The organism is Clostridium formicaceticum (genome assembly GCF_001854185.1).
GTDB lineage: Bacteria > Bacillota > Clostridia > Peptostreptococcales > Natronincolaceae > Andreesenella > Andreesenella formicacetica.
The window spans coordinates 3,255,347-3,279,725 of sequence record NZ_CP017603.1 but is presented as its reverse complement, the minus strand read 5'-3'; the positions used below and the strand labels follow the sequence as shown (position 1 = coordinate 3,279,725).

Genomic DNA, 24,379 nt, shown 5'->3' with positions numbered 1-24,379 from the left:
ATATCACATCCTAAGGTACTATGTTGATAATCAAATCCATTAACGACACTAAAATAGGTACTGACATCACCATAATGAGTATTTTTCCAGCAAATTCTATTTTAGAAGCGATTACCCCTTCGCCTGCATCCTTACAAACTTGTGCTCCAAACTCTGCTATGTAGGCAATCCCAACAATTTTTAAGATCGTAGATAAATAGATATCATCGATGTTTATTTTATTAGCTAATTGATTAAGAATTTCAATGACAGATTGTAATTTTGCTACAATAAAGATAAATATGATAATCCCTGTCGCTAAGCTAATATAGATGCCTATTTCTGGTTTTTGATTCTTTATAAGCACGGATAGAACAGCCGCAACCATTCCTATTGCTACTATTTGAAAAATTTCCATTTTATCACACCCTTAGTACAATTGAAACATTGTTTTCACTGTGTCAAATAAATTACTTACTAAGTTAATGACCATCATCAATACTACCACGATTCCTACTAAAGTTGTCATCATGGCCTGTTCTTCCCGTCCTGCTCTTATCAATACCTGATTCAATACAGAAACTAAGATACCAATGGCTGCAATCTTAAAAATCAAATCCACATTCATGATCATTCATCTCTCCCCCTTTAAATAATTAGAAAAAAACAATTACTATCGTGATTCCTACTAAAAACCCTAGGTTTCTATATAGCCTAACACTTTTATTTTGGACTATAATAGACAGTTCGTAATTTCTTTTTATCTCCTCCATCGCCAAGCGTATATGCTTTACTTGATCATGGGTATCAGAGATTCCTAATGTATTTCCTAAAGCCAGTAATATTTGAATGTCCTCCTTTGTAAAAACCGTTGAAACACTTTCTCTTTCCACTGCTTTCCGCCATGCTTCAGAAAACAAATCTCCTTCTTTTTTTCCTAAAATTTCCGCAGTCGCTTCTAAGATACACCCTATCTCAGCTCTGCTTTTTTTACCTACTTTACTTAGAAGCTCCGGTAAAGGTGTGGCGCTAAAAACGATTTCTGTTTCTAGCATTTGTAAAGTAGATAAAACATTGGCTAAAAGTTTCGTTCTTTCTATAAAGGTATTGGCATAAATGATGCCTATTAAAGAGCTGCACCCTATAATCACCAAAGAAATCATTAGTTTTACCAACATATTAATTCGCCACCTTATTTTTCATAGGAGATTTTAGTAAATCTTTAAAGGTATATCCATCCATAATTTTTTCTATAGTACCAACGCCTTGACTATTGGATAAAACTATGATCCTTTCAAATATCCCTTCCTTTACCAATTCTCCTATCACCTTCTTACACAGCACGTCCTCTAAAGATTTTCCATGAACTGTAGTGATCAGTTTTATTCCAGCTAGCAGCGCCTCCTGTATTGCTATACTATCCTCTTCTCTTCCAATCTCATCGGTTGCTATCACTTGTGGAGACATTGCTCGAATCAGCATCATCATTCCCTGGGCTTTTGGACAGGCATCTAATACATCTGTTCTTATTCCTAAATTATTTTGCGGTATCCCTTGAAAGCAAGCTCCGATTTCTGAACGTTCATCCACCACTCCTACCTTTAAACCCTTTAATCCTAGGCTAGGTATACCATCGCTTAAATTTTTAATAATATCCCTTAATAAAGTGGTTTTTCCACACTGGGGAGGAGAAATAATCAAAGTATTCATGAATTCTTTCTTATGATTTATAAGATAGCTTAAGATACTAGAAGAAATCCCTATCTTCTCCCTAGAAATCCTTAAATTTAATCCTGTAAATTCTTTGATGGTTTTTACGCCGCTACCATCATACAAAACCTTTCCTACAATACCAACCCTATGACCTCCCTGTACAGTGATATAACCTCTTTTTATTTCTTCCTCCACTGAATAAATAGAATAATTGGTAATAAACTGTAAAGTGTTTTCAATATTTTTTTTAGAGATTCTATAGCTACCTTTTTCTTCTGACAACAATTCACCATTTTTACTTATAAAATAGTCCTGATCATTGGCATAAATCATTAGGGGTTGATTTATTCTTAGTCTTATTTCCTCCATCACATTCTTTATGTCCTTTGGAAGTTTTACTATTTTTTCCCTAACCTCAGGACATAGAAATTCTTCTAAATCAATCATGGTGTTTTTTTCAATAAAATGGGCATTTTGAATATTCATTATCACAACATGTCCCTCCTTATATATAATAGATATTTCCGTTGTAACCAAATTATTCTTAATTCAAAAAAAAAAGAAAAACCAACAAACTTGTTGTTGGTTTTTCAAGGTTTTTTTATTTTTAATTAATCTTCGTGATGATGATGACAGCCTTCATGATCACATGTGTTCTCTACATCAATCTTTATGACTTCGCTACAACGAGGACATACTACCTCTGGCTCGTCATCATAGAATACGTCTTCATCCACATAAATTTCTTCATCACAGTTTGGACATTCAATTTCCATGAAGTCTATATCTTCGTCTTCATCGTCATCTTCTTCATCAAACAATTCCTCTTCTACTTCTGCTAAATCCTCATCTAAAGCTTCAACATATTCAGTTAAATCCTCTTGGTCTTCATTCATCATAACAATCGCTTCAGCAAAATCATCTAAAGCATCTATAATACCTAATATGATTTTACCATCTTTAGAATTCTCTTCAATATTCAATCCTTCTGCTAAGCCTTTTAAATAAGCAACCTTTTCAAATAAGTGATTCACAGCACTTCCTCCTTTGATTAAATAGTATAAATACAGTTACGGTATAGTATTTACCAAAAAATGTGTGTTTATACTCTAGACATATAATCCCCTGTTCTCGTATCTACGCGAACCTTGTCCCCTTCATTAACAAATAAAGGAACTTGAATCACTGCTCCAGTTTCTAAAGTAGCAGATTTTGTGACATTAGAAGCAGTGTCGCCCTTTACACCAGGGTCTGCAGCTGTTACTTCTAATTCGACAAAGTTTGGTGGATCCACCTGAAAGGCTTTTCCTTGATAAAACTTAATGGTTGCATTTTCATTTTCCTTTAAAAACTTAATAGCATCCTCCACCTCGTCTAATGTTAGTGGTGTTTGCTCAAAGGTCTCATTGTCCATAAAATAATACAACTCTCCATCATTGTAAAGATATTGCATTTCTTTTGTTTCAATATGGGCACGTGGAAATTTATCAGAAGGGTTAAAAGCTTCTTCTCTTGTGGCTCCTGTTTTTAAGTTTTTATACTTTGTTCGAACAAAAGCTGCTCCTTTTCCAGGTTTAACATGTTGAAAATCTAGTACAACAAATGGTTCTCCATTCATTTCAAAAGTAACGCCCTTTCTAAAATCTCCTGCTGAAATCATAAAATCCCTCCATTGACATTTAAATATTTATATTTGAATTTCAATCAACTCTTTTGGAGTTTTTGATAAAACTTGATACCCGTGATCCTCCACAATGACCAAGTCCTCTATTCTAACCCCACCAAAATCAGGTATATAAATACCAGGTTCTATTGTAATCACCATACCGGGCTCCATTGAAATATTCCCTATCATATTGACATGGGGCAATTCATGAATTTCTAAACCTACACCGTGGCCTAATCCATGCCCAAAGTATTCGCCATAGCCTTGGTCTTCAATGATTTGTCTAGCAATTTTATCAAGTTGTCTCCCTGTAACACCTGGTTTTACTGCCTGTAGGGCGGTTTCTTGCGCTTGAAGCACAGTAGAATAGATTTCTTTTTGCTTATCATTAGCTTTTCCAACAACAACAGTTCTAGTCATATCTGAACAATAACCTTCGTAGATACAACCATAATCTAGTGTAACAAAGTCTCCTGCTTCAATAGCTTTTTTTGATGCAACACCATGGGGTAGGGATGATCTTACCCCTGAAGCCACAATAAATTCAAAGCTAGCACCAGAAGCACCATTTTTTCGCATAAAAAATTCTAGCTCCAATGCTATTTCCCTCTCCAGTACCCCTGGCTTTATATAGGGTAAAACATGAAGAAAAGCTTTGTCAGCCAAAACAGCAGCTGTGGCAATACAGGTTATTTCTTCTTGAGACTTAACAGCTCTAATTTTGGTTAAAGCCCCCTCTAGTGCCTCTAGTTTCATGCCTCTTAACTTTGATAAAAAATCTATAGCATGTCCGTAAGTAAAAAACTCCTCCTCGATCCCTAGGCTCTTAAGATTCATTTTTTCAATAATGGTGGTTAGAGGTTCAAATCTGCTGATTTCTACAATTTCATAGCCCATACATTGGCTTTTTGCTTGCTCAATATATCTAAAATCTGTAATAAGTTTTGCCTCTGACTTCGTAACAAGCACAAAACCTGTAGTACCAGTGAAATTTGAAAAATATCTTCTGTTTTCTGGCTTAAAAATAAGTACAGCCTCTATTTGTTTTTCATCTAATAGTTCCCTTAGCTTGCTGATTCTTCTATTCATTAAGATAAAGCCTCCTACACAAAGCTATGATTGGTTATGATGAATAAGTGCATAGAGTCCTAATAGGTAACTATGGTAGCCAAAACCACTAATTTGACCAATACAAGCTGCCGCCGTAACCGACTTTCTTCTAAATTCCTCTCTACTATGAATATTACTTAAATGTACTTCTACAACAGGAATACTGATGGACTTTATAGCATCATGGATGGCCACACTATAATGACTATAGGCTGCTGGGTTAATAATAACTCCTTGTAGGTCTCCGTGCTTATGCAGTAAATGAATAATCTCACCCTCATCATTACTTTGAATTATGTCCAATTCTACACTGTTTTTTTCAGCTTCCTCTAGTAATTTTTCATTTACCTGGTTTAATGTCATTGTGCCATAAACCTCTGGCTCTCGTGTTCCGAGAAGATTTAAATTCGGTCCGTGAATTACTAAATATTTTTCCAAAGTTCCTAAACACTTCCTTTATGTAAAATTCTATACTATCATACCACATTTTTTAATATTTGAATAGTTATTTGATTTATTTTAACCATCTCATCATTTTCTATGAATATGTAACCGATTAATGTTGAGGCTTGTTCTTTACTTTGTTCATAGCATGAAGAATCGCATTAGTAACATCCACCTCAAATTGAAGCGACAAAGCATGAATTTTCGAATAAACTTCCCCTGATTCAGAGGCTATATATTTAGGTGGCAGGGAATTTAGTGCTATAGCTTTTATATCTGCTATACATCTCTCACAACTACATACCTCTGGATTACGTTTTAAAATCCCTGGTAACAAATGCTGTACGACAACCTCCATATAATTTCTAACCTCCATAAATCTCCCCCCTTATAATTTTTTCCTACATCCACTATATTTTTCATCATTATTTATAGATGCTTGTGGAATCTCTCCTATGCACAAAATAACGTCAAATATACCTATGAAAAAACGTTTGCTTTCATGGAAACTAGAGTTCTGTCTTCATGCCCTACAGAACAATTTGATAGTATCCACTGATCCTTGGTGGATAGATTACTGTACTAGGGAGATGGTAGGTATCTATTCCCTCCTGCACTTGATAGGGAACCTTTACCTCCATTTTCACCCTCCTTCTAGCATTGTTATAAACCCCTGTCCCTTCTATTACAATTGTACTTTCTGCAGCATTATAATTTAACTTGCTTTCATACCTATGAGGGTGACTATAATCTAAGAAAGGATTCTTTGCTTCTTTCTTAAAGTTTGACAAATGGCTAATAAGATAGCTTTCTAAATAGTTATTAAAAACTGGTGGATGATATGCCTCATAAATTTCTTTTTCCACATTCCTCATATAATTTATTTTATGTTGCTTTAGATGAGAAAAATATACAAGAACTAGTGCTTCCGTCGTTTCCATGAGCTCCCACAAGGTTTCTTGCGCCGCCATTTCTGCTAAATAGTATGCCTTTATAGCATCACTATTAGACACAACAGCAGCATAATCATTGACATAGACAGTTAGTGTCGATAGTGCCAACATCAATACTGTAACACCCAACATAAAACAGATTGCAGCAATAGACCCTGCCTCATTTTCCAAATAGCTTTTCATAAGGCTCATCCTCTACCAATAGCATAGTCTTATGCTTGTTTTCACTGAATAGTCTAATCCAGCGGCAATGACTTCTATTTCTATCAGTCTTCCTTCTATAATCTCCCTGATGATAATCTCCTTAATATTCCTGACCAAAACATTGTGTTCTTTGTTTTTATTGACTCTTAGTTCTCCTGTGGTTCTATTAAAGTATAACAACGTATTTTCTTCATACCTTATTTGTCCGCTTAAGTCAACCCAAACCCTCTCCTGCATACTATTTTGTCCTTCTATGGTTTGACTTTCTGCATGATAAATCATTTGTTGGTGGTTACATTCTCTGATACGTTTTTCAATATAATTTAAAGCCAATCGTGTACTTTGTTTTATAGCTAATCTTTCATGATAATCTCTATAGTAGCTAATATATTGTGTTAAGATAGTTATTAAGCTCATCAGAATGATAGCAAATAAAGTCATCGCCAACAAAACCTCTACTAAAGTAATTCCTCGATTACTATGAAATATTTTCAACGTAAAATCCTCCGCTTTTCAATCCAATAACTCCCACGGTTCTATCGGCATCTCACGATAAGCTTCTTGTGGTATAAAAACCTGGTCCCTTGTATAACTATAAAGTATATAATCAATGGTTTTTGATCTATGCCGTAGTTTTACCCTGACACGATAACCTTCTTTTTCTTCTTGTATTTTTTCTTTGGTTATTTCTAGAGTATATTCTGCTGTATCGAATCCTTCCTCTCTTAAAGCATCAGTAAAATACAATTCCTCCATGACCGCCTGGGCTATTTTACTGATTTCATAATGAAGTACACTTCTTTTATAAATTCTATTGATTGCCCCAAGGATAGAAGCAGTACTCACCACCATAACTGCTGATAGTATAATAGCTATCAACACTTCTATCAAGGTAAATCCCTTCCTATTCTTTACCCCATCTTACCCACCTCAATAAATATCAGACACTCTCACCCTGCCAGTCCCCAGCATCACTTCGACTTGAACTCGTTCTCCCCTTCTGTTGGCTAGTACAAACTTGCTATAGGGTGTAATGCCATGACAATTGTAAGTGACGTCTGAGCTGTATCCAGGTAATACTTTAATTTTCTCATCTATTTTTTGCCTATAAGCTATCTCCCCCCCGATTTTTGGTTCCCTTATTCTAAAGATATCATCAAACAATTCAAAACAATAATCCCTTGACTCGTCTATACTATACTGCTGTGCTAAGTAGAGAGCGCTTTTCATTTCATCAGCAGTGGTTTTCAAAAGAAACCTGTGATATAAACCATTACAACCAGGCAAAGCCACCAAAAGAAGGATAGCTAAAACGGCTACAGTTACTATTAACTCAATAAAGGTAAATCCTCTTCGATCCTTCATCACTTTTCTTCACCTACCCATATTAGCACATTGCTTATCTTCTCATATCGTTTAAATATTCGCTACATTTTTTGGTTTTCCTGCTAAATATGGCAAATTTTGTATAAAAACAGGACTTGGGGAATCCCCCAGTCCCATTTTACAGTCTTCGATAGCTTTGTAGTTCATGGAGCATATAAACCACCTCTGCCTTAGACATCGGTTGGTTTTTATCCATACGACTTTTTGAGCGGGTGTATTTTTCGTACATCATTTTTTCTGCGAAATCATTCCAGTTAAAGTCACTGTCGCTAAGGACTTTTTTCATACTCTCTTCTATTTCCACATAACTTATAGGATGATTAGGCTGAAAAGTATTATCGCTGTAACCCCTTATATAACCCCTGCCTACTGCATAATCAATCACTTGGCTGTAGCCCCCAAAACTATCAAAATCTTTAAATACAGCTGCATTTTTCATATCATCCGACTTATTCCAATTTTGAATCTTAGATAGAAGTATAAGAAACTCTCCTCTTGTCATAGGATTGTCGGGGGCATACCTTCTCTCTTGATTTCCCTGAATATATCCTCTTCTTAAAAAGGTATATAGTTCTTTTCTAGCCCAATGGGTTTGAATATCTATTAATTCCTGGTAATGATCATCAATTAATACCACATATTTCCCGCCTCGATAGAGGGAGGCTGGTATTTCTGTAGTGATTTTACCATTCTCTAGTTGACTATATTGATACATCCACTGGTTGTTAATCTGTTGATAAACCCCTGCTCGATCCGTACCAAAATATTCAAAACTCAACTTCATGGGCTTCCTTAATTGTATTTGATTTAAATCATTCAGTATTTTCACCTCAAAAACCTTCGTAGCTGGTTCATATTTATTATAATATCCATTGAAGGAGCCTTCTTCCTTTATAAGGCCCATATAGGTTTCCCTATAAATCGTGCCGGCTTCAATCGCTAACTCTGCTAACTTTACTTCATTTTCTTCCTCCTCACCATTTACATAATTAAAGGTCTTTTCTATGTATTCGATTACTTCTTCAAACATACTGATTTTTTTCAAATTGATGTTTTCCGTAGCTACCTGCATATTTAGAGATTGATAGGCCTCGACAAAGCTAGCTCTAAAGCCCTCCTTAAACCCTTCTACAAAACCAAGACGGTACTGAGGCGCCTCTCTTAGTAGTAAAAACCTCGTCAGTAGGGGTTGCTGGGCTTCATAGAAATTATAAGCATTCTGCCAGCTGTTTCCTTTTCCTTCAATATAATAAGTAACACCAAGGGCTGCTCCTGCCTGCTGTCCTGCTTCGATGCCATCACTTATGCCATATTCCTTAGTAACCCTTTGAACATCATAGTTGGAAATACGGTAAGCATAAAGGTATGCTTCTTCAAACCCTTCTTTATAAGCCTCTAAAAAACCATCAGAATACTCCTTTGCATCGTTTCTTAAATTGTATTCTGCAATAAGGGAACTTTCAGTAGGCAGATGCCTCTGCCAATTGCTTTCTAGGTTTTGATGATAATCCTGCCGTCCATATTTTTCTCCCAACATCCTGCCAAAAAAAACACCGTGGAGTTCCCCAATTTCCGTCGCACTCATTTTACTATCATAGGCAATATCTTTAAAGCCTCTTTCATAGCCAATTTCAAAGCCCTCTTTAAAGCCCTCTTCGAAGCTGCTGCTATAAGCATAAGACTGACTCTTTAAATTATAATCAGCTACTACCTTTGATCTTATATCCTTATAAGCCCGCTCCCAGTTGTTCCTCTGGCTGTTCATTCTATCTCTATAACCTTGAATGGCTCCAGCGGTTTCTCCCCATCGTAATCCATCCTCATAACCACTTTCACGATCCTTTTCCTCCTGCTTTTTATCGCCAAAAACAAAAGCACTATTTAGAAGGAGACTGATGATAATACATGAAACCAAAAAAATGATCCCTTTCTTTTTTTTCAAATTAGCCACCTCTTTTCAGTAATCTATTCGTCTCTTCCTAAAATATCATTAGAAAAAGACGAAACCTCAGGATATGCAACTTCTAGTTTATCAAATAAAAAATGTCCCTTTAATTTATCCGCGAAATCCTCACTCTCCATATAAATCCTTTGAAGAACTGCTGGGTAAGTAACTTCCACAGGCAAGGTAGTTTCTACACTACGCCACCCGAACCAATCTACCCCCTGCACTAAAGGTACCTTAAATTCACGACCCTTTGAATCAATCAGCACAACGCCTATCCTATGGTTGTTGTTTTCATAAGCATAAATAGACAAAGCTAATATCTCTGGCTGTCTTATTATGGTAATAGGGTCTCCTTCAAAAACCAGATTGGCAGCATTATATTCTCTACCTCTGATGAAGTCATATTGTACCTTAGCGGCATATCTGCCCTCTATAGAATTTGTATCCAAAGATATCATACCAAAGATATCTCGTGGTTCCCCTAAAAAAAAAATATTTTCACTTTCAAAGCCATAAAGCAACGTCTTTCTTGTAAGATTTTCTTGGGTAGCTACCTCCATAGATCCACCGCTTTCTATCAGCGACGATCCTTCCTCCGCCTCATCAAAGAAATTTACAGCTGTAAATGGATTCCAAGGCACCTTTTCCTCATCTTCTCCAGAGGTGGCAAAATGTAAAATACTATTTTCCTGAGGAAGATATTTATCTACCTCGGGCACACTATAAAAGTCTAGTAGAAGATTCCCCGATAACTGTCCTCCTGAATTATTATTAATTCTTAGGTTCTTTGCTAAGATTTTTTTATCATATTCTCTTATCCTTTGCAAAAAATCCATCAATCCCTCATAATCACTCTCAAAATTAATCTGTGCTGAGAATACCTCCACAGTTAATTGATTCTCATCAGATGCTTCTTGATCTTCTTCCCCACTATAAAAAGTCTCTGTTCTAGCTTCAAGGAAACTTAGGGAAGAAATTCTCAAGGTGTTTTCTAGGATAAAATCATTTAAGAGTAAAATTACATCCTCCTGCTGCATACTTCCAAAAAAGACACCTGCGAAATCAAAGATTTCGTTATGTAAGTTGCTAGTATCATCCTTTAGCTGTACTTCCGATGCAAGTTTCTGCTTTGCCTGTAGATATTCAAATTCTTTTTCCTGCTTGTCCAATCTCAGTTGACTCAAATCCTCTCCAAGAGGGACCAATAGGAATTTATAATAAACACCCAATAGGACCATTCCCGCCAATAGTCCTATCAAAATTTTTTCTCGTCTATTCAACACCATCAGCAGTCACATCCTTTGCTTTGAATGTAATGGAAAAACTATAGTATCCATTATTTTCTGTGATGGAGGGAATAAACACCTCATCAAAATGAATGGAGTGCCGCAAATTGTGTTCCATCTGAGCAATGACAAATTTATGAGGGGCTTTACTCTGTATTTGGATTTCATCCTCGGTGACATTTATCGAATCAAAATAGATGTCATGAGGAATCTCCTGTAAAATCCATTGAATTAATAAATCACTAATAATTTCCTGTTCCTCCATACTGGTTTGTAAATCATTAAAAAGCTGTTGCTTTTCCTTTAGTTCCGCTAGTTCAATACCCAAAACTTCTATATGCTGTAGCTTATGAATATTCTCAGGTGCTTCTAATACTTCATTTAAAGCAGCAATCTCCTTCTGCAGGGTTTTTACTTCATAAAAGTTCTTTACAGGATAAAATATCATCATAAAACCTACAATCGTCAGCACACTCAAAGTAACCAAACGCTTACTATTTGTTTTTTCTGGCTCCTTTATGTAGGGTTCAAAAAAGTTAAAGTCCCTCATTTCCCAAGTTCACCCCTCTTTACTTTCTGATTAATGCAGCAATGGCATTAAGATATATTGGCAGGTCATCTACTGTTGGCTGATGAAGCATCTCCACATTCTTGATACCATTGACTTTAGCAGTAGGAATGCCAAAGGTATGTGTCATATATTGATCTAACCCCTTAAAACCAGTATTGCCCCCATAAATAAAAATTCCATCAATTCTATTTCCCGCACTTCTACTGGTATAATATTTAAACACGCGATTGATTTCGTCAATCCAATTGTCTAAAGTAGATTTAATTACATCAAGCGTCATTTCTAAAGCAGAGGATTTTTCTAAAGATATTGGTTCATTTGAAACAGCAGCCTCTTCCATACCAGCAAACACACTTTTAAGCGCCAGCTTTTGTTCTTCAACTTCTTTCAAATCAAGATTTAAATAATTTGCAATCACTGTATCCATATCCCCTGCACCTAAGTCAATCATTCTATTGAATTTATAAATACCATTTTCGATAATAATTACATTGATGTGACTATAGCCTAAATCAATTACCGCAATGGTTTTACTTTCGATGGTTTCAGTGTCATTTATAGCTGCATCAGCATTAAAAATCTTACAAATTGCATTAGCATGAAGATCTAGTGCCACAGGAGATAAATCCAAAAACTCAAGCAATTCAAAATGACTCCATGCAATTTCTACAGGCAAAGCCACCACCAGTATTCTATACTTACTTATATTTTCTTCTGTAACTTCTTCCATCATCTTATGCTGTATTACATATTTATCTAATTCGATAGGCAAATATTGCCCCACTTCATATTGGATCATCTCCTTTAATTCTTCCTCCTGCACCACTGGCAGCAGGATTTCTCTTGTAATAACGAAACTACTTTCTATGGTGCAAATTGTTGCTTTTGTTTTTACATGGTTTTCCTCTAATGCCTTTTTTAAAACTTCCTTTACCTCCAGCATGTTTACAATTTTACCATCTCTATAACAATCCAGTGGAATAGGAACAGTAAAAGCATTAGAAACAATGACTTTACTTTTTTCATATTTTCCTATGATAACTTTTACACTGTGACTTCCTAGATCCAATACTAGCACATCTTTGTTTTTGCTAAATGATTTAAAGCTTTTCAATTTAAAACTTTTCAATGACCCTCACCCCTTTGAAAATGATTAATAGTTGTCTTCAGTTACGCTATTCAACAAAATAGTCACATGACCAAGTTCATATAATGTACTAAAAGATAATTTTTATAAAGGATAACAATTAAACTAGATATTGCAATGAAGGGGCCAAAAGGTATAGCATCTTTTCGGGATTTTATTTTGGTAATTAGCAATATTATAGAAACAATACTACCTATAATAAAGGCTAGAAAAGAGATAAGGATAACGTCCTGCCAGCCAATCCAAAATCCTAACATAGCTATTAACTTAATATCACCGCCACCCATACCACCTTTTGAAACAACAGCAATCAATAAAAAGAACCCTCCTCCTACTAAAAAACCTAGTATACTGTTTAGGAATTCTATAGGCACATTTATAAAATAATATAAAACTAATTTATATATCAATCCTGCTGCAAAACCTAATAGAACAAGTCCATCAGGTATGATTTGATGATCGTAGTCAATAAAAGAAATACAAATTAAAGTACTGACTAATATGAGATAAAAAAGCAAATCAATACTAAAATCATATTTATAAAGTAACAAAACAAAAACAATACCTGTTAATAATTCTACCATAGGATATCGCAGAGAAATCTTATGTCTGCAATACCTACATTTCCCCTTCAGTATAAAATAACTGAAGATTGGAATTAAATCCATGACCTGCAATGATCTATTACAACTTGAGCAGTGAGATGAAGGGTAAACAATGGATTGATTTTTAGGTATTCTATAAATACATACATTTAAAAAAGAACCAATGATTATGCCCATGAGAAAAACAATGCTATATATGTGCAAAACAAATCAAACCTTTCAACTAGAATATTTATTTTGAAAATAACCAATAAAATTAGTACTATTTATCTGTTAGATGTGAATTAAGCTCTTTCCAGTCTCTTACTTCCCAACCAGAGTTAATTGGTTCCAAAATATGGGGCGGATAATGGTAAAACATACGTGGATCATGAACATATTGTTTTCCATAGCCACTAGAACCCCGTCTTACTGCGTAACGCTCATATTGTGTTATGTTTCCCCATAAATAAATCATGTTTTTTCCTGGTGTTTCAGTATATTCTTCAAATCCAAAACCTTGATTTAAGGCAAACAGTGTTGCGTGAATATTCATATTATTTGGTGCCACATCTAATGATCCTCTCTCCCACCTCCACCGATAACCGACAAATAAAGTCCAATATCTTTCCCACCCCCAACTATAATTCCACGAATGATTTCCATCGCTTGATCCATCTCTAGGCCAGCCATAGTGCAAAATATACACATAATTGTTTGCCACCAGCCCCAACATGTCTTTTCCTTCTCCTAATATAGTTACTTCACCTGTTGTCTTATTTAAGTTGAATGTCGTATTTTGGTAATGTATCCCTGCATTATGATGGTCGATTGTCATGGGAATGTTAGGATTAGGATTTTGAGTGTTAATATAATTGGTAGTTATGTAAGGATGATCATCATACCATTCAGTGGGATCACTATGCGTGATATAAATATTATTTTTAGCAGCAATCGTTAGCTCTCCAGATAAAGTACCTGCAATAAATAAATTTCCCGTACGAGGTTCCCATTTGTTTCCTATGGGCCGCCCTTGACTATCTTCCGCACCATCAATATAAATCACGCCATTTGGAGGGATATCGATCACCTTCTCAATATATCCAGTGTTATTATTAGGATAACTTGCTGGTTGATAGTCATCTGGATTGGGGTACTTGACTCGGATTTTATCACCTTCTAAATGAATACAAGTCCTTCCTATAAACACGGTATCATCTAATTCAGCCCACGCTTTTAATTCAGTGTTGGCCTTTTGCATCACCAACTCATCAACTTGTTGAGGTACTCCTCTATGGAATGTTGGTCTAGCACCACTTTGTTGTTGGTAGCCAATGGTATATGTTACAGTATTAAAAAATTCTGGTCCTGGGTTATCCATCGTTTTTAAAATACCATTTGTGTGAACAGGTCCATACAACTTATCTGACCCACCAAAATAAATATTGTTTCCCTCCTCTTGACTAACATATACCTGATGAACAAACTGTTTTTTTTGCATTTGTACTTGTATAGTACGTTTTATCTCAGGTGAATCCTTTGACCAGCCTGTTGAAGTAATAGTTACATAACGATCTTCATCGGAAGGCCAAGTAACATCAAGCTGATAATAGCCATTTTCATAGGCTATTGGAACCCTTAACATATCTTGACTTTCTTGTGTTAAATAAAAATTTACATGATCATTCAATTTCCACAAATATGCACTATATCCTGCTTCTGCATATTGAAGAGCCTTCTCCTGACCAATAAGACCTCCTTTAGTACTAGTTTGTGTGTTAACCAATGATCCAGTTAGAACACCTTGATTGTTTGACAACGTTAGAATTGATAAGGAAAAAATAACCAAAACAAGAAAAATAATCATAGTTAAAGGTAAAATGAATCCTTTATTACTTCTTAGTACTTTCATAACAAATTTTCTCCCTTCCAAAAGAATCCTTCAATCTATCAGTCAGCTTCTACACGACTTCTTGACATTAAAAATTTATGGATTTCAATATTCCCACCACGCACTGTTGGATCATCAATAACAAGCCTTATGTTCAGCTTTCTTCTATGGTCGGGAGGGCTATATTCATGTTCAGGTTCAGTAACTTTTTCTTTACGCTCTTTATCATGAATAGCTGGGTTAAAAGGATCGGGATCATAAGGCATAGGAAAAACATCGCTATTGATAATGTTCCTTATCAATACCTTTTCATTATTATAATTACCTGAATAAGTATAGGGATATTGACTTCCTTGTGGAATACGATAGCTTCTTTTTAATTCACCTGATTCTATCTTATATCGAATCTGTTCAGGTTTTCCATCCCCAGTGATATCTGTGTGTACAATTAATTCATGTCCATTAATACGTACAACTGAGTTTTGTGTATCATTAGGCTTTCTTGCCTGTCTAACGTCTCTTTCAACCTGAGCAATGACTGGCTGTATTTCTATAGATACGAGACTGCTTTCTCTTACACCTTCATAGGTGAACATACCAAAAAACAACATATTGTAGACAACTGTTAAGACTATCACAGTAAGAGCTGATGCCAATATCACTTCAACCAAAGTAAACCCTGATACGGTTTGAGATTTTTTTAATATTGGTTTCTTGTAGTTTAGAAGCATCCTATCACCTCATAAAATTCCTGATTATTGTTAACAATTGCTCCTATTAATACCAAAAAGCGTAAAGTCTCAGTTGAAATCAAGCTATGGTCGATATCTTTTCACTATATCTGTTTCTTTGCTTTCTTTAATCATTAAAAAACCATAAGACTTACTGTTGGAGATATCTATTGCCCCATCACTCAGTGTATAACCCCACAGAGGTATTCCATCCACAGATTTTATAGCTTTATTAAAGTCATTGTCTTCAGGATTTGGTATGTTAATATATAACTGATCCGATGAAGTCTCATTGACGAAAGAATAAAAATCAGCAGAAGCACTATTATCAAAATCAGTGTCTAAAATAGTAATAATCAGTTTGTTATGATTACGTTCTATAGAATAATCCACTCTTCTAGGATCTGATTCCTGCCTGTTAATGTAATGTTTCCTTATATAATCTAAGTCGTTCCAGTTTTCTAGATCCATTAAACTGTCGTTTTTAAATATAGTTACTCGATCATCTTCGAGATTGTACTCCCAAACATTTCCTTGAAAAACCTCTTCATCGCTGAATTGGAGTTGAATTGAGTCAGTGATATCTAACGCATCAGTAAAAGATAACTCCATCCTAATGTATGGTAATTCATGTGTTTCTATTTCATTACCAGCATCATCTTCTTCAATAATTACTATGTCACCATGCTTTACTTTTTCAGACTCTATCAAACTGCTTATATTTTTATCTACATGCTTAAAGCCCATATGCAGAAGTACATCCTTTGTTACTTCATTATTTGTAGGTGTATTAAAAGAAAATTTTTGCTGCAATTCCTGCCAAAAACCATCTTCTTTTGTTGCTAGATAATAACTATTAAGTGGACTGCCAGCAGAACTAATGAGTTGATATTCATACTGCCAATGAGGCCATAATTCTAAGTGTTTTTCCTTCAATTTCTCTAAAGAAGTTGTCAATCCTGACCTTCTTGGTGGCGTTGGAGCTGGGTTTGGTTCACGTATACCATCAGCCTCGGTACCATAAGGCTTCAGCCAAATCAGGAAGTTTGGTATTGTATTGTTAAAAAATTGAAGGTATCCAGGAAAATCTACGCAAAAGGAAACATCACTTGGAACACCTACTGCTTTACGGCTATAAACCCACCGTTGGTCATTATAATTAGATACATCTTCTACATTATGCGGTCTCACCATCATCTTTCTAGGATGATCCCAAGATAGTGGTCTGATAAAATAGTTGCCAACACCCTGAGGTAAATTAGGAAACACAGCCCTACCATTAACATCAGTAAATGTCAAATTAGCTGCATCACCTGTCATCTCAATAAGAACTCGATGTACCCCAGCTCCTGGAGCGTCTCCTAAAGATACATACACTCTGATTCCTGGGGTAGTCGGATTTTCCTGCCCCTCAAAGGTAAACATCGTTCCTAGAAGCGAATACTCCCCCTCTGCTTTTGTGAAGGGATTGTAGGCATATACAATAACATCAACTTTTTTTCGTGCATCATCCACCTGACGCCCTGTTACACTAACATCATCTTCCCAAGATATCCTGGTTCTAACTCGATATTCAACTCCATCTATTATATATGGGTCTGTATTTAACTTATTTTGAAACAAATTTTCATTAACGATTCCGCTAGGAGTATAGCCTCCCACCAATCCAAGCTCATCATCGTAATCCAACGTTCTTAACCACTCTAGCTGATTACTGGCAATTTGGGCCGCGGACATGGTAGTGCGATGAAAAGTACTGCTTTTTATTCCAAAAACAAAGATTGGCAAAATCATAATCGCAATCATTCCTAATAATGCTAAAGAGACGATTATTTCAACCAGTGTAAAGCCTTTTTTATTATAAAAAAATTCTTTTTTACCCATAATTGATATCTCCTCGTCTGATCACTTCAACTCAAAAAGCAGCCAACTTTCTTATATCAGTTCTAATAATACAAGAGAACTACTCCAACGTGTTAATCCATAACACATTGTTGTCTGTATTTTAGTTTATATAATAATCCTACCCAAAATCTAACTATAAAGAAACTCGTTGGGTATAATTTTATGATCGTAGTCAGTAAAAATAATAATCGAAATAGTCGCTAAAATTATTTAAAATGCAAAAAATAGTTACATAATTATTTTTAAAAAATAATACCTGTTAGCAATTCTACCATGGACATCCTACACAAATCTTATAGCTTCAATATCTATAGTTTTCTCTTAAGAAAATACAACTAATGACAAGAATTACATCTAATAAGCTATTTCCACCACCTTCAACAACTTCATCCTTACCACACTAAACACAAGAGAATCATCTCAACATGTTTTATTCAGTTTGATTTTTAAAATATGGAGGAAAATATTTTCCTCCATATTTTATTTGTGATTCATAAGATCTGAATTTTGTTAATTCATAAAATAAATTAATAAACAAAGTATCTAGCACTATAGCGTACTAATTATTTTAAAAGCAACACAATAGAACTGTACTTGAACATGCATGAACACAAGAGAACTGTCCCTATGTGTTCTTGTGCTGTTCTTAACTACCCTTAATTCTTAGGATAAAGAGTTACAGAGCCATTAGTAATTGTTATAGCTCCATTTGCGTCAACAGTTATATTGAACGTTCCTGATTGAGATTTCAAACCAGGTTCTAAGTATTTTGGTGATAGAAAATCTAAAATTTCACTAATCTTTGAGTCATCAGTTGTATCTACAAAATCACCATCATGTATTACTAAATCTCCAGCAGCTATAGCTAAATTAACTGCCCCCACTATCGTTCTAGCCGTTGCTTCATCAGCAGATATTTTTGCACTATCTCCAACATTCGTAAACCTCGGCACAGCAATCCCTGCCAAAATCCCTAATATAGCAATAACAACAATTAATTCTATCAAAGTAAAACCCTTTTTATTTCTCACTTTCGTACATAAGTATTGAATCATTTCTTCTCCTCCTTTATTTCTTTTTTTAAATCGTCTGCATCATATCAAACATAGGCAGCATCATCGCAATGACAATAAAGCCAATAATTACCGCCATCACCACAATCATGATTGGCTCCAGCAGGGAAACCATCTGCTGTATGGCGGCCTCCAGTTCTTGATCGTAAAAATCTGCTGTTTTTGAAAGCATGGTATCTAAGGAACCGGATTCTTCACCAATGCTGACCATAGAGATCATCATGGGTGGAAAAATGTTGATTTTCTTTAGTAGTACCGCTAAACTAACCCCCTTTCTTATGTCCTCTACCACCATCTCGATACCCTCTATCACCACTTTGTTGTTGGTTACATTGGCAGAGGCCTCTAAGGCTGAAATGATAGGTATACCACTGGACAGTAGAGATGATAATGTTCTGGTAAATCTTGAAGTAATAATTTTTGTTATAGAGCCTTTTATGATTGGAATTTTAAACTTCAATTTGTCATAGGCTCTTTTTCCATTATCGGTACTGAGGATTCTATGAAGAAGAAACATTGTACCGACAATCGCAAACATAAATACATACCAAAATTGAGTTAAAGCATTGCTAAAGGCCAATAGCATCCTTGTAGGTAAAGGTAGTGCTACACCAGAAGAGGTAAACATACCGATAAAGGTTGGCATAATAACTACCAAAAGAAAAATCACAACACCAATAGCTACAATACTTAAAATCAGAGGATACATCATAGCCCCCTTGATTTTAGCGTTTATTTTGCCTTCCTTTTCAAAATGCTCTGACATCCTGCCTAAAATCTCATCAAGGGTACCTGTAAGTTCTCCCGCCTCCACCATGCTAATCAGTATGGTGGGAAATATTTTTTTATGTTTTTTCATGGCCTCTGATAATACAGCTCCTTTTTGCACTTGGGTAAAAAGGTCTCCAATAACAACCTTCAATGTTTTGTTTTCTGTTTGATCTATCAAAACCTCTAAGCAGTTGGTTAAGGACATCCCTGCATTCAACATGGTATAAAACTGCTTGCAAAATACCGTAAGGTCTTTTACCTTTACCTTTGGTTTGAAAAGTGTAAGTTCTTTTACTTCCTTTGATTTCCCCTTGCTTTCCTCTATTTTTACAGGAATTTGTTGATTTTGCCGAATCATCCGAATAACTTCATCCTTAGACTCAGCAGTTAAGCTTCCTTCTATAGCTTCTCCCTTACTGGTAACAGCTTTATACTTAAAAGTACTTGCCAATGAACCACCACCCTTCTGCCCTCCAATAGAAATTCTTTTCTTTTACATACCCACTTGACGGCTAATCATATCTATATCTACTGCATATTTTTGTAGGGCTGTTTTGTTAATTATGCCGTTACGGTATAAATCCATTAGTGAAGCATCCATTGTCTTCATCCCCAGCTTTGCCCCCGTCTGAATCACTGTTTGCATTTGATGGGTTTTTCCTTCTCGGATAAGGTTCCTTATGGCTGGATTGGTAACCATCACTTCGAAGGCAGCAACCCTGCCGGATTCATCAGCTTTGGGTAAAAGCTGCTGAGAAATCACTCCCTCTAGTACAGAAGAAAGCTGTACTTTTATCTGTTGCTGCTGATGGGGTGGAAATACATCAATAATCCTGTCTATGGTTTTAGCAGCACCGATTGTATGTAAAGTAGATAATACAAGATGCCCGGTTTCAGCAGCTGTAATGGCAGTACTGATTGTTTCTAAGTCCCGCATCTCCCCCACAAGGATGACATCAGGATCTTGTCTCAAGGCAGACCGCAGGGCATTGGCAAAACTATAGGAGTCATTACCTATTTCTCTTTGGTTAACAACACTTTTGTTATGCTTGTGTAAATACTCAATGGGATCTTCAAGGGTTAAGATATGATCATTTCTATTTTCATTCATATAGTTGATCATCGCCGCCAATGTAGTGGATTTTCCACTACCGGTGGGGCCTGTCACCAAAATTAATCCCCTTTGTTTTTTAGATAGTTCGGTAATTATCGGAGGCAGCTTTAATTCTTCAATCGTTGGGACTTTAAAGGTTACAATTCTAATGGCCATGCTATAGCTTCCTCTTTGCTTATAGGCATTTACCCTAAATCTACCTAAGCCGGCATTAGAGTAAGAAAAATCTAGTTCTCCCTTTTCTTTAAACAATAGCATTTGATCAGGAGTCATCATTTGTTGAACAATGTTTTTTGTATCCTCAGGAGAAAGCCTTGTTTCTCCGATCTTCATTAGCTTGCCATTTACTCTGATCATAGGGGGAGAAGCCACTGTGATATGTATATCCGACGCCTTTGCCTCCACTGCTTTTGTTAATAATTCAATAATATTCAAATTTTCTCACCTCCCCACTAAATGTCTACGCTATAGGTTACTCTTAGTAGCTCATCTACAGTAGTAACCCCCTTTAGTACCAGCAATCTACAGGATTCAAAAAGGGTTAACATCCCAGCTTCAAGGGCTTTGTCTTTGATCAAATCACTTTCAGCATGTCTATTAATCAACATCCTTATTTCCCTATTTATTGGCATAATTTCATGAATAGCGGTTCTTCCTAAATAACCGGTATTGTTGCAGGCATTACATCCCTTTCCCTTATGCAATAGGAATTCCCCTTGTTCCTGCAGAATGAGCTTTTCTTCTTCTGTAGGCTGATAAGTGATTTTACAATGTACACAGACTTTTTTTACAAGCCTTTGGGCAATAATTCCCACCACAGAAGAAGCCACTAGATAAGTATCGATGCCCATATCCATCAGTCTTGCAATAGAGCTGGCGGTATCATTGGTATGAAGGGTACTTAAAACCAAATGCCCCGTTATAGCTGCTCTTACTGCTATTTGTGCGGTTTCTACATCTCTGATTTCCCCTACCATAATAATGTCAGGGTCTTGACGAAGTATCGATCTTAGCCCCGCTGCAAAGGTCATGCCTGCCTTGATGTTCACCTGCACTTGATTAATACCATCCAGTCTGTATTCTACAGGGTCCTCTACCGTAATGATATTTTTATTAACTTCATTAAGTTCCTGTAGCATGGTGTACAATGTGGTGGTTTTACCGCTGCCTGTTGGTCCAGTGAGCAAAATAATTCCTTCGGGACTTTTTATAATGCTATTAAAAAGCTTTAAGTTTTGTTGTGTAAATCCAAGTTGCTCTTTTTTTATAACAATGCTGCTCCTATCTAATAAACGTATAACAACTTTTTCTCCATAGACGGTGGGCAGCACAGAGACCCGCATATCAATGGGGCGATTTTCTATCATAATTTCAACTCTTCCATCCTGAGGTACCCTTTTTTCAGAGATATCTAGTTTGCTGATGATTTTTATTCGTGTAACAATAGCTGAATGGGTTGCCTTCGCCGGTGTCATAATTTCTTTTAAATCCCCATCAATCCGATAGCGAATACGGACATTTTTTTCAAAGGGCTCAATATGGATGTCACTGGCCTTAGATTTTACAGCCTGGGTAATGATGGTATTGACTAGCTTTACAACAGGCGCATTGTTGATATCAGCTTGAAGCTGACTATCCTTTTCATCTGTTTCTTGCGGTCTTTGCTGTGTAGTAAATTCCTCTATAGCTTGCTCTGCTACTTCTCTGTTGTCAAAATATTTGTTGATGGCGTTTAATATATCATTGGTGGTGGCAATGACAACATCTACATCTAACCCAGTTGTCAGCTTTACATCATCTACCGCCAATATGTTTAGTGGATCTGCCATAGCAACAATCAGTTTTTCACCGATGATATTTATAGGAATCAGCAAGTGTTTACGTGCTAAATTTTCACTGATTTTTTTAGGTGCCTGTGGATTAATATAATATTTATTTAAATTCATATGAGGTACACCTAGCTGAAATTCAAGGACTTCAATGATCTGATTTTCCGTCACAAAGCCCTCTTCAATCAATAGTTCTCCTAATTTTTTGCCTCTTTTCTTTTGAAGGTCAAGAGCAGTTTTCAATTCTTCTTCGGTAATTAATCCAGAACGAAGAAGGATATCACCCAATCGCATGTTTTTAGTAATCATGATGTCAGCCCCTTTATCATTCAATAGCTTCAAACAGATAAAAACTTCAAAACTTTTCCTGCAAAAAAGCAAAGGCTAACAATCTATATCATTGTTAGCCGGTTACGCCACTACATCCCTACAGCTTAAGCGTCCAAATATAGCTGTAGTTCTTCTGTTCTATCCTTTTATTGACTGAATATACAATTATGTTAAACTTTACCACTTATGAAATATATATTCTATAAATAATTGTAAATTCCTCCTGATTTTCCATTTTTCTTAACATCTTTTAGAGTTTTATTTAATATATAAAAAATTGCCCCTTCATTTAGAGGCAATTTTTTATTGCTTGTAGATAATTTCCCATAATAGCTGCTTAAGACTTTCAAACTCAAGTTTCTCTCCTGTCCAAATTTCAAAAGCTAAAATTCCTTGATCAATCAGCATATCAAGCCCATGATGAATTTTACAACCATGTTTTTTTGCTTTTTTTAGCAGCGCTGTTTCAAATGGATGATAGATCAAATCACTTACAATTAAGTTTTCATGAAATTCTATCCTATCTTCAAAGGGTACCACATCCTCATTAGGTACCATACCTACCGGGGTGCAGTTAATGAGGATATCTATTTTCGTGGTGTCCAAATCCTCAGGTGCCACATATTTATGTTTTTCTTCGCGTGCTTCTTTAATATTATTGATAACATTAAGAATCTTTATAGCACTTTCAAAACGCCTATTACAAATAGCTATGCTGCAATCAAAATGAATGGCTAGAGCTACTGCTATACTTTTAGCAGCACCTCCAGCCCCTAACATACATATTTTTTTTCCATTTAGATCTATGCCCTTCCTCAATAATCCCTTTACAAATCCCATACCATCAGTATTATATCCAACGAACCTTCCATTTTGGTTTTTTACAGTATTGACAGCACCAATAAGCCTAGCTTCTTCCGTCAGTTCATCTAAGTAGTTCATAATGTTTATTTTATGTGGGTAGGTTACATTACAGCCCAAATAGCCCAGCGCCTTCATCCCTTCAACTGCTGCCTTTAAATCTTCATCCTCTACCTTATGATTTACATAAACACAATTTATACCTTGTTGATCAAATCCATAGTTATGTATAACAGGAGAAAAACTGTGTTCCACCGGATTTCCCAGTAAACATATCGTTTTCGTCTTTCCATTAATACTCCCTTTCATCTTACTTAGTCCCCCCTATGCTCCTTTAATACCACCCTTAAAACATGTCTTTCAACCTTTCTTACCAGAGTTGTCCACCAAAATTCTTTACTTTCTATTGGCACCACTAAAACTGTAAACAGGCCCATTCTATTGCCGCCTAGAACATCAGTAAATATTTGATCTCCTATTACTGCTGTATTATGTACATCTGTTCCCATCTTTCTCATAGCCTTTCTAAAAGCGCCTCGCCTAGGTTTCGTGGCACGATGAATAGCTGGCAACTGCAATGCTTCATTAAAAGTAACCACCCTATCCTCTGTGTTATTGGACACAAGACATACCTCAAAACCTTCTTTTTTTAGGTTAAGCAGCCATTCCTTGGCTTCTTCACTTGCGTATTTAATATCCCATGCCACCAATGTATTATCAATATCAATGATCAAACCCTTTATATTTCGTGTTTTTAGTTTTTCCAAATCTAAATGCAGTATAGATTCTACATATAAGTCTGGCGTTAAAAGTTTCATTTCTTCACCTCATCATATCCTCTATAGCTTATTTTTTCTCCATCTATCCCTCTTATTATTAGAGA

General features: G+C 35.8%; 26 protein-coding genes, 1 pseudogene and 1 riboswitch. All 27 genes and pseudogenes read right to left on the bottom strand.

Features of this window, described 5'->3' with window-relative positions; all coding sequences use genetic code 11:
- Positions 1–10 precede the first annotated feature (10 nt).
- The 27 genes and pseudogenes from spoIIIAD to BJL90_RS14985 all read right to left on the bottom strand — a co-directional run bounded on the left by spoIIIAD (position 11) and on the right by BJL90_RS14985 (position 24,314).
- Positions 11–397 (bottom strand): stage III sporulation protein AD, encoded by a 387-nt coding sequence (spoIIIAD, locus tag BJL90_RS15115; RefSeq protein ID WP_070969773.1) that lies wholly within the window; start codon positions 395–397, stop codon positions 11–13.
- Positions 398–409: 12 nt separating this feature from the next.
- A complete protein-coding gene (spoIIIAC, locus tag BJL90_RS15110; protein ID WP_472234734.1) occupies positions 410–613 on the bottom strand; it encodes a stage III sporulation protein AC in 204 nt (67 codons plus the stop codon).
- Positions 614–635: 22 nt separating this feature from the next.
- Positions 636–1,157 (bottom strand): stage III sporulation protein SpoIIIAB, encoded by a 522-nt coding sequence (spoIIIAB, locus tag BJL90_RS15105; RefSeq protein ID WP_070969770.1) that lies wholly within the window; start codon positions 1,155–1,157, stop codon positions 636–638.
- Between the two features lies 1 nt (position 1,158).
- Complete coding sequence (gene spoIIIAA / locus BJL90_RS15100) at positions 1,159–2,178, bottom strand: stage III sporulation protein AA (protein WP_070973291.1); 1,020 nt, start codon at positions 2,176–2,178, stop codon at positions 1,159–1,161.
- 125 nt (positions 2,179–2,303) lie between these two features.
- Positions 2,304–2,726, bottom strand: coding sequence for a CD1247 N-terminal domain-containing protein (locus tag BJL90_RS15095; protein ID WP_070969768.1), 423 nt, complete (start codon positions 2,724–2,726; stop codon positions 2,304–2,306).
- Positions 2,727–2,794: 68 nt separating this feature from the next.
- Positions 2,795–3,352: an elongation factor P gene (gene efp / locus BJL90_RS15090; RefSeq protein ID WP_070969765.1), complete on the bottom strand. Its 558-nt coding sequence runs from the start codon at positions 3,350–3,352 to the stop codon at positions 2,795–2,797.
- A gap of 27 nt (positions 3,353–3,379) precedes the next feature.
- Entirely contained in the window at positions 3,380–4,447 is a 1,068-nt protein-coding gene (locus BJL90_RS15085; protein WP_070969762.1) for a M24 family metallopeptidase, read from the bottom strand.
- A gap of 24 nt (positions 4,448–4,471) precedes the next feature.
- Complete coding sequence (gene aroQ, locus BJL90_RS15080) at positions 4,472–4,906, bottom strand: type II 3-dehydroquinate dehydratase (protein ID WP_070969759.1); 435 nt, start codon at positions 4,904–4,906, stop codon at positions 4,472–4,474.
- Positions 4,907–5,024: 118 nt separating this feature from the next.
- Positions 5,025–5,288 (bottom strand): late competence development ComFB family protein, encoded by a 264-nt coding sequence (locus BJL90_RS15075; protein WP_070969757.1) that lies wholly within the window; start codon positions 5,286–5,288, stop codon positions 5,025–5,027.
- Between the two features lie 154 nt (positions 5,289–5,442).
- A complete protein-coding gene (locus BJL90_RS15070; protein WP_070969754.1) occupies positions 5,443–6,048 on the bottom strand; it encodes a hypothetical protein in 606 nt (201 codons plus the stop codon).
- A gap of 12 nt (positions 6,049–6,060) precedes the next feature.
- Positions 6,061–6,564, bottom strand: a complete 504-nt coding sequence (locus BJL90_RS15065; protein WP_070969752.1) for a PilW family protein — start codon at positions 6,562–6,564, stop codon at positions 6,061–6,063.
- A gap of 18 nt (positions 6,565–6,582) precedes the next feature.
- Positions 6,583–6,972 (bottom strand): annotated as a pseudogene (locus BJL90_RS15060) (PulJ/GspJ family protein); the annotation flags it as partial.
- Between the two features lie 27 nt (positions 6,973–6,999).
- On the bottom strand, positions 7,000–7,434 hold the full coding sequence (locus tag BJL90_RS15055) for a pilus assembly FimT family protein (RefSeq protein ID WP_070969746.1): 435 nt from the start codon (positions 7,432–7,434) through the stop codon (positions 7,000–7,002).
- A gap of 139 nt (positions 7,435–7,573) precedes the next feature.
- The gene (locus BJL90_RS15050; RefSeq protein WP_070969743.1) at positions 7,574–9,397 is read right to left on the bottom strand and encodes an S-layer homology domain-containing protein; all 1,824 of its coding nucleotides are present in this window, start codon (positions 9,395–9,397) and stop codon (positions 7,574–7,576) included.
- A 23-nt stretch (positions 9,398–9,420) separates the two neighbouring features.
- Positions 9,421–10,689 carry a hypothetical protein gene (locus tag BJL90_RS15045; RefSeq protein WP_070969740.1) on the bottom strand — a complete coding sequence of 423 codons (1,269 nt, stop codon included), beginning with the start codon at positions 10,687–10,689 and terminating at the stop codon, positions 9,421–9,423.
- On the bottom strand, positions 10,676–11,239 hold the full coding sequence (locus BJL90_RS15040; RefSeq protein ID WP_070969738.1) for a PilN domain-containing protein: 564 nt from the start codon (positions 11,237–11,239) through the stop codon (positions 10,676–10,678). Before BJL90_RS15040 ends, BJL90_RS15045 begins: the two co-directional genes overlap by 14 nt.
- A 19-nt stretch (positions 11,240–11,258) precedes the next feature.
- Positions 11,259–12,389, bottom strand: a complete 1,131-nt coding sequence (pilM, locus tag BJL90_RS15035; RefSeq protein ID WP_070969734.1) for a type IV pilus assembly protein PilM — start codon at positions 12,387–12,389, stop codon at positions 11,259–11,261.
- Positions 12,390–12,451: 62 nt separating this feature from the next.
- On the bottom strand, positions 12,452–13,189 hold the full coding sequence (locus BJL90_RS15030; protein WP_070973289.1) for a prepilin peptidase: 738 nt from the start codon (positions 13,187–13,189) through the stop codon (positions 12,452–12,454).
- Positions 13,190–13,274: 85 nt separating this feature from the next.
- A complete protein-coding gene (locus BJL90_RS15025) occupies positions 13,275–14,903 on the bottom strand; it encodes a hypothetical protein (protein WP_070969730.1) in 1,629 nt (542 codons plus the stop codon).
- A gap of 38 nt (positions 14,904–14,941) precedes the next feature.
- On the bottom strand, positions 14,942–15,613 hold the full coding sequence (locus BJL90_RS15020; protein WP_070969727.1) for a PulJ/GspJ family protein: 672 nt from the start codon (positions 15,611–15,613) through the stop codon (positions 14,942–14,944).
- Positions 15,614–15,697: 84 nt separating this feature from the next.
- On the bottom strand, positions 15,698–17,497 hold the full coding sequence (locus BJL90_RS15015; protein ID WP_070969725.1) for a type II secretion system protein: 1,800 nt from the start codon (positions 17,495–17,497) through the stop codon (positions 15,698–15,700).
- A 677-nt stretch (positions 17,498–18,174) separates the two neighbouring features.
- Positions 18,175–18,573, bottom strand: coding sequence for a prepilin-type N-terminal cleavage/methylation domain-containing protein (locus BJL90_RS23155; protein ID WP_070969724.1), 399 nt, complete (start codon positions 18,571–18,573; stop codon positions 18,175–18,177).
- Between the two features lie 25 nt (positions 18,574–18,598).
- Positions 18,599–19,813, bottom strand: coding sequence for a type II secretion system F family protein (locus BJL90_RS15005; protein ID WP_070969723.1), 1,215 nt, complete (start codon positions 19,811–19,813; stop codon positions 18,599–18,601).
- A gap of 42 nt (positions 19,814–19,855) precedes the next feature.
- Positions 19,856–20,911, bottom strand: coding sequence for a type IV pilus twitching motility protein PilT (locus BJL90_RS15000; RefSeq protein ID WP_070969720.1), 1,056 nt, complete (start codon positions 20,909–20,911; stop codon positions 19,856–19,858).
- Between the two features lie 17 nt (positions 20,912–20,928).
- Positions 20,929–22,614, bottom strand: coding sequence for a GspE/PulE family protein (locus BJL90_RS14995; RefSeq protein ID WP_070969718.1), 1,686 nt, complete (start codon positions 22,612–22,614; stop codon positions 20,929–20,931).
- Between the two features lie 87 nt (positions 22,615–22,701).
- A riboswitch (cyclic di-GMP riboswitch) is annotated at positions 22,702–22,784 on the bottom strand.
- 154 nt (positions 22,785–22,938) lie between these two features.
- On the bottom strand, positions 22,939–23,805 hold the full coding sequence (aroE, locus tag BJL90_RS14990; RefSeq protein WP_070969715.1) for a shikimate dehydrogenase: 867 nt from the start codon (positions 23,803–23,805) through the stop codon (positions 22,939–22,941).
- A 5-nt stretch (positions 23,806–23,810) separates the two neighbouring features.
- Complete coding sequence (locus BJL90_RS14985) at positions 23,811–24,314, bottom strand: YqeG family HAD IIIA-type phosphatase (RefSeq protein WP_070969713.1); 504 nt, start codon at positions 24,312–24,314, stop codon at positions 23,811–23,813.
- Positions 24,315–24,379: the final 65 nt, after the last annotated feature.

What these genes read in the sequence shown, in the direction of transcription:
- spoIIIAD (WP_070969773.1), bottom strand. Translation starts at nt 397, where the DNA reads ATGGAAATTTTTCAAATAGTAGCAATAGGAATGGTTGCGGCTGTTCTA.
- spoIIIAC (WP_472234734.1), bottom strand. Translation starts at nt 613, where the DNA reads ATGATCATGAATGTGGATTTGATTTTTAAGATTGCAGCCATTGGTATC.
- spoIIIAB (WP_070969770.1), bottom strand. Translation starts at nt 1,157, where the DNA reads ATGTTGGTAAAACTAATGATTTCTTTGGTGATTATAGGGTGCAGCTCT.
- spoIIIAA (WP_070973291.1), bottom strand. Translation starts at nt 2,178, where the DNA reads ATGAATATTCAAAATGCCCATTTTATTGAAAAAAACACCATGATTGAT.
- efp (WP_070969765.1), bottom strand. Translation starts at nt 3,352, where the DNA reads ATGATTTCAGCAGGAGATTTTAGAAAGGGCGTTACTTTTGAAATGAAT.
- BJL90_RS15085 (WP_070969762.1), bottom strand. Translation starts at nt 4,447, where the DNA reads ATGAATAGAAGAATCAGCAAGCTAAGGGAACTATTAGATGAAAAACAA.
- BJL90_RS15075 (WP_070969757.1), bottom strand. Translation starts at nt 5,288, where the DNA reads ATGGAGGTTAGAAATTATATGGAGGTTGTCGTACAGCATTTGTTACCA.
- BJL90_RS15070 (WP_070969754.1), bottom strand. Translation starts at nt 6,048, where the DNA reads ATGAAAAGCTATTTGGAAAATGAGGCAGGGTCTATTGCTGCAATCTGT.
- BJL90_RS15055 (WP_070969746.1), bottom strand. Translation starts at nt 7,434, where the DNA reads ATGAAGGATCGAAGAGGATTTACCTTTATTGAGTTAATAGTAACTGTA.
- BJL90_RS15045 (WP_070969740.1), bottom strand. Translation starts at nt 10,689, where the DNA reads ATGGTGTTGAATAGACGAGAAAAAATTTTGATAGGACTATTGGCGGGA.
- BJL90_RS15040 (WP_070969738.1), bottom strand. Translation starts at nt 11,239, where the DNA reads ATGAGGGACTTTAACTTTTTTGAACCCTACATAAAGGAGCCAGAAAAA.
- BJL90_RS15030 (WP_070973289.1), bottom strand. Translation starts at nt 13,189, where the DNA reads ATGGGCATAATCATTGGTTCTTTTTTAAATGTATGTATTTATAGAATA.
- BJL90_RS15025 (WP_070969730.1), bottom strand. Translation starts at nt 14,903, where the DNA reads ATGAAAGTACTAAGAAGTAATAAAGGATTCATTTTACCTTTAACTATG.
- BJL90_RS15020 (WP_070969727.1), bottom strand. Translation starts at nt 15,613, where the DNA reads ATGCTTCTAAACTACAAGAAACCAATATTAAAAAAATCTCAAACCGTA.
- BJL90_RS15015 (WP_070969725.1), bottom strand. Translation starts at nt 17,497, where the DNA reads ATGGGTAAAAAAGAATTTTTTTATAATAAAAAAGGCTTTACACTGGTT.
- BJL90_RS23155 (WP_070969724.1), bottom strand. Translation starts at nt 18,573, where the DNA reads ATGATTCAATACTTATGTACGAAAGTGAGAAATAAAAAGGGTTTTACT.
- BJL90_RS14995 (WP_070969718.1), bottom strand. Translation starts at nt 22,614, where the DNA reads ATGATTACTAAAAACATGCGATTGGGTGATATCCTTCTTCGTTCTGGA.
- aroE (WP_070969715.1), bottom strand. Translation starts at nt 23,805, where the DNA reads ATGAAAGGGAGTATTAATGGAAAGACGAAAACGATATGTTTACTGGGA.
- BJL90_RS14985 (WP_070969713.1), bottom strand. Translation starts at nt 24,314, where the DNA reads ATGAAACTTTTAACGCCAGACTTATATGTAGAATCTATACTGCATTTA.